The following is a 3,636-nucleotide window of genomic DNA, read 5'->3' as shown; positions in this document are numbered from 1 at the left end:
GCGGCCGCCGCCCCAGCCCTGGTTGAAGATCAGGTAGACCACGGCGAGGACGGCCGCCAGCCGGTCGGGTAGCTGGTGATCGGGCGGCACGGCGAACGGGATGCCCGCGTCGCGGATCTTGTGCTTGGCCCTGGTCAGTCGCTTGCTCATGGTCTCAAACGGGACGAGGAACGCCAGCGCGATCTCGTCGGTGGACAGGCCGCCGAGGGTGCGCAGGGTGAGCGCCACCTGCGCCTCGAGGGCGAGTGCCGGGTGACAGCAGGTAAAGATCAGCTCCAGCCGCTCGTCCGGGATGGTGGCGGCGTCGTCCATGAGAGCCTCCGGTGGCTGTGGCCCGGCCTCGAGGTCGCGGGCGAGCAGCGTCGTCTTCGCGACCAGGACCTGCTGGCGGCGCAGCTGGTCGATGGCGCGGTTACGCGCGGTCGTGATCAACCAGCCGGTGGGGTTGGCCGGTTCCCCGTCGCGTGGCCAGCGTTCGGCGGCGATGGCGAACGCCTCGGCGGCCGCGTCTTCGGCCACCTCGATGTCGCCCAGGATGCCGACCAGTGTGGCCAGCACGCGGCCCCACTGGTCGCGGAAGACGGCGTCAAGCACCACGGAGGCGTCCGTCGAGGAGGGGCCGCACCTCGATCGCGACACCGGGCCTGGTCTCCTGGAGCAGTTCCTCGGCGAGAGCGAGTGCCCCGTCGAGGTTGTCGGCCTCGATCAGGAACAGGCCGGCGAGGTACTCCTTGCTGTCGATGAACGGCCCGTCGGTCAGCAGCATCCGTCCGTCGTCGTTGCGCAGCGTCGTCGCCGACTCATCAGCGTGCAGGCGGGCCCAGCCGGTGACGTTCGGTCGGTCGAGCAGGGCGGCAAGGCTGCCCGGAATCGGGCGTTTTGCCCGGTCCGTGTCCTCGGGTGGGGCGTAGGCCAGCAAAGCGTACTGCATGAGTCCTCCAGTCACGGGTCGATGCCGGTTTCAAATATCAGACGAACGGCGTCGCCGTGGACGGACAGCAATCACCGAGGAGATTTTCCGCGCCGGCGGTGTCCGTCCGGTGCCTGGCCGTTCGTCAATGCTGCAGATCCGCCCGACAGGAGACGGCACGCAACCGTCCACACCGACCCGGCCGACGTCCTCGTCGCCGGCTAACCGAAGGAACCCGCAATGCCTGACATCCTGCACCGCATTAGCATCGACGCCCCGCCGCAGCGGGTACACGACCTCATCGCCAGCACCGACGGCATCGCCCGCTGGTGGACCGGGCGGCCGCTCACCGGCGAACACACCATCGGCTCCAGCTTCAGTGTCTACTTCGGCGACGCCGAGAAGCCCGCCACCGTCATGCAGGTTCTAACCGACACCCCAGACCACGTGGTGTGGCAGGTCACCGACGGACCCGACACCTGGATCGACACCCGGATCACCTTCACCCTCCGACCCAGCGGCCACGGCGGCACCACACTTCTGTTCACCCACGCCGACTGGCAACAGGCCAGCGAATTCATGAGCGGATGCAGCACCAACTGGGGCGCCTACCTCGCCAGCCTCAAGACCGGCGCCGAAAGCGACGCGTTCGCAGCCTATCCCGCCGGCGAAATCAGCCGCTGGGACTGAACACAGCCCACGGAAGCGCCGGCCGTCCCGTCGTTCTTACGCTGACCCAACCCAACCAACCAAGGAGAATCGATGACCATCGAACCTACGCCCAGCCCGGACGCCGCGCGGCTCGAGCGCACGTACGACGCTCCAGCGGAGCTCATCTGGGAGCTGTGGACCACCGCCGCCGGCCTCGGGGAGTGGTTTGCCCCCGACGGCTTCGAAAGCCGGGTGAGCGATCTCGAGCTGAGGCCCGGCGGTCAGCTGCGGTATACCATGACGGCGACCGCGCCAGAACAGGTCGCGTTCATGCGGAACACCGGCAATCCGCTCTCGGCTGAGGTGCGTAAGACGTTCACCGAGGTCGCATCGCCGGCCCGCCTCGCCTACCTGTCACTGATCGACTTCGTGCCCGGCCACGAGCCGTACGAGCACCTGACGACCATCGACATCGAGCCCGCCGGTGACCGCACGAAACTGGTCATGACGGTCGATCCCCTCCACGACGAAACCTGGACGCAGCAGCACCGCGCCCATCGCGGCAACGAGCTCGACAACCTCGAGGCGGCGATCAGGCGACGCTCAATGTGATCGCACATGCCCGAGCAGGCGTACGAGATGCCGCCGCTGCGGGAAGACGAGCGGGACTGGCTGAGTGAGGTGCTCCTGGCGCGCCGGGGCAGAGCGCTCATCGTCGGTCGCGGTCGAGTCCGGCAGGTGAAGGATCAGCTCTGGAACGCCAGCGTGCAAGGCAATAACGCGGCCGATCGGAACTCGCCGACAGCCATTACCGCGTGGTGCAGACTCCAAAAGCAGGCACGCAAACAAAATAGGGTTTACATCTGACGGGGCATATTCCCTATAGGTAAAGCTAAGAGGAGGATAAATGAATGAAAGGCCCGATAGAGGTGGGGACAGAGGGGATAGGCCTCAACAACCTGTCGCGTATGTAATCTCAGCATTAGAGGGATTTGCGGACGAATCAACAGTCAAACGATACGCCGAACTAGCTGGCCCCGCAATTGAGCATTTCGATGGCCGTTTCATCGTCTCAAACACTGAGCCAGTAGTTGTCGAAGGAGAGTCGCCATCGAATCACCTCTCGGTGGTCGAATTTCCCTCAATGGAAGACGCGAAGGCTTGGTATTACTCGCCCGAATACGCGGAGGCGCGTAACCTCACTCCAGCCGCATTTAGGGGTCGCCTGCTAATTTTTGTGGAGGGCGTTAGGACGAATCAGATGCCTGGCAACACGAGACCTCCTGCTCACCCGTGAACCACCGGACAGATCGTTTCTCATTCCGGGGACCAGGACGACGACGGCCGGAACCGTTGATCGGCCGCTTCGCACCTTCCGTGACTGACGCAGGGCCCCGCCACACCCTGCCGTCCTGCGGCCGATGGGCAAGCGCACAGCCGGCGTTCCTGCACGGCACGAGCCAGAGCACCATCTCGAAGAGCTGGCGCTGATGACCGTTCGGCAGAGTGGCTGACTCGATGGCTGCCGATCAGCATGTACCGGCCGCTGCTCGCAGGCGCCACCCCCGGACCAAATGGCCGAGGCGGCCGGGACGAGCGTGCGGGCCATGTTCGAGCAATAGAAGCAGTGGGCCGATGGGCAGCTAGTCACTGATCGCGGGCCGTCCCGGAGTGACCCAGGAGGCGTACGAGACCATTCAGGCGCGCCTTTGCGAACTGCCGCACGGTCGCACCGGGCCGCGCGGCGAAGACAGCGCAGCACTCCGGCAGTTTCCGCCAGTAGGCTGGACTGGAACTTCACCGGTCAGGTGACCTTCACAGATGGGCGGGACCACGACCGGACTTGTCAGCCGGATTTGTGCGCAGCGAACTCAATTAGAGGAGGCTATGACGATGAGGTGGCTGCGCTGGATCAGTGGCATCGTCTGGATATTCTGCTGGTACACGCTCTACCTAGAAGTTTTCCGCTGGCATCATATGACCAAATCGCTTCGCTTCAACCCCCCGCCCCCAATTCCCGGTACGAACGTTCAGCCCAAAGCAGGCACACCCCTCAAAGCGGTGTGCGCGGGTTC

The 3,636-nt window shown here is 65.0% G+C and carries 7 protein-coding genes; 5 read left to right on the top strand and 2 right to left on the bottom strand.

The features are described 5' to 3' along the window. Both ACLP4W_RS05080 and ACLP4W_RS05075 read right to left on the bottom strand, forming a co-directional pair. On the bottom strand, window positions 1-597 hold a 597-nt coding region (locus ACLP4W_RS05080), incomplete at its 3' end, for an RNA polymerase sigma factor (RefSeq protein WP_442384747.1). Next, the gene (locus tag ACLP4W_RS05075) at window positions 587-946 is read right to left on the bottom strand and encodes a YciI family protein (protein WP_442384745.1); all 360 of its coding nucleotides are present in this window, start codon (window positions 944-946) and stop codon (window positions 587-589) included. The genes ACLP4W_RS05080 and ACLP4W_RS05075, both read right to left, overlap by 11 nt. Window positions 947-1,150: 204 nt before the next feature. Between ACLP4W_RS05075 and ACLP4W_RS05070 the strand changes: the two genes are divergently transcribed. The 5 genes from ACLP4W_RS05070 to ACLP4W_RS05050 all read left to right on the top strand — a co-directional run. Next, window positions 1,151-1,600 carry an SRPBCC family protein gene (locus ACLP4W_RS05070; RefSeq protein WP_442384743.1) on the top strand — a complete coding sequence of 150 codons (450 nt, stop codon included), beginning with the start codon at window positions 1,151-1,153 and terminating at the stop codon, window positions 1,598-1,600. Window positions 1,601-1,672: 72 nt separating this feature from the next. Beyond that, window positions 1,673-2,173, top strand: coding sequence for an SRPBCC family protein (locus tag ACLP4W_RS05065; protein WP_442384741.1), 501 nt, complete (start codon window positions 1,673-1,675; stop codon window positions 2,171-2,173). Between the two features lie 6 nt (window positions 2,174-2,179). Beyond that, window positions 2,180-2,428 (top strand): hypothetical protein, encoded by a 249-nt coding sequence (locus tag ACLP4W_RS05060; RefSeq protein ID WP_442384739.1) that lies wholly within the window; start codon window positions 2,180-2,182, stop codon window positions 2,426-2,428. A 40-nt stretch (window positions 2,429-2,468) separates the two neighbouring features. After that, window positions 2,469-2,858: a DUF1330 domain-containing protein gene (locus ACLP4W_RS05055; protein WP_442384737.1), complete on the top strand. Its 390-nt coding sequence runs from the start codon at window positions 2,469-2,471 to the stop codon at window positions 2,856-2,858. Window positions 2,859-3,454: 596 nt separating this feature from the next. Next, window positions 3,455-3,636: hypothetical protein (locus tag ACLP4W_RS05050; protein ID WP_442384735.1), on the top strand; the 182-nt coding region annotated here is incomplete at its 3' end.

Origin of the sequence: Mycobacterium sp. (genome assembly GCF_052145595.1) — a bacterium.
Lineage (GTDB): Bacteria > Actinomycetota > Actinomycetes > Mycobacteriales > Mycobacteriaceae > Mycobacterium.
Note: the sequence above shows the minus strand (reverse complement) of the source record. Positions and strands in the feature narration are given on the sequence as shown.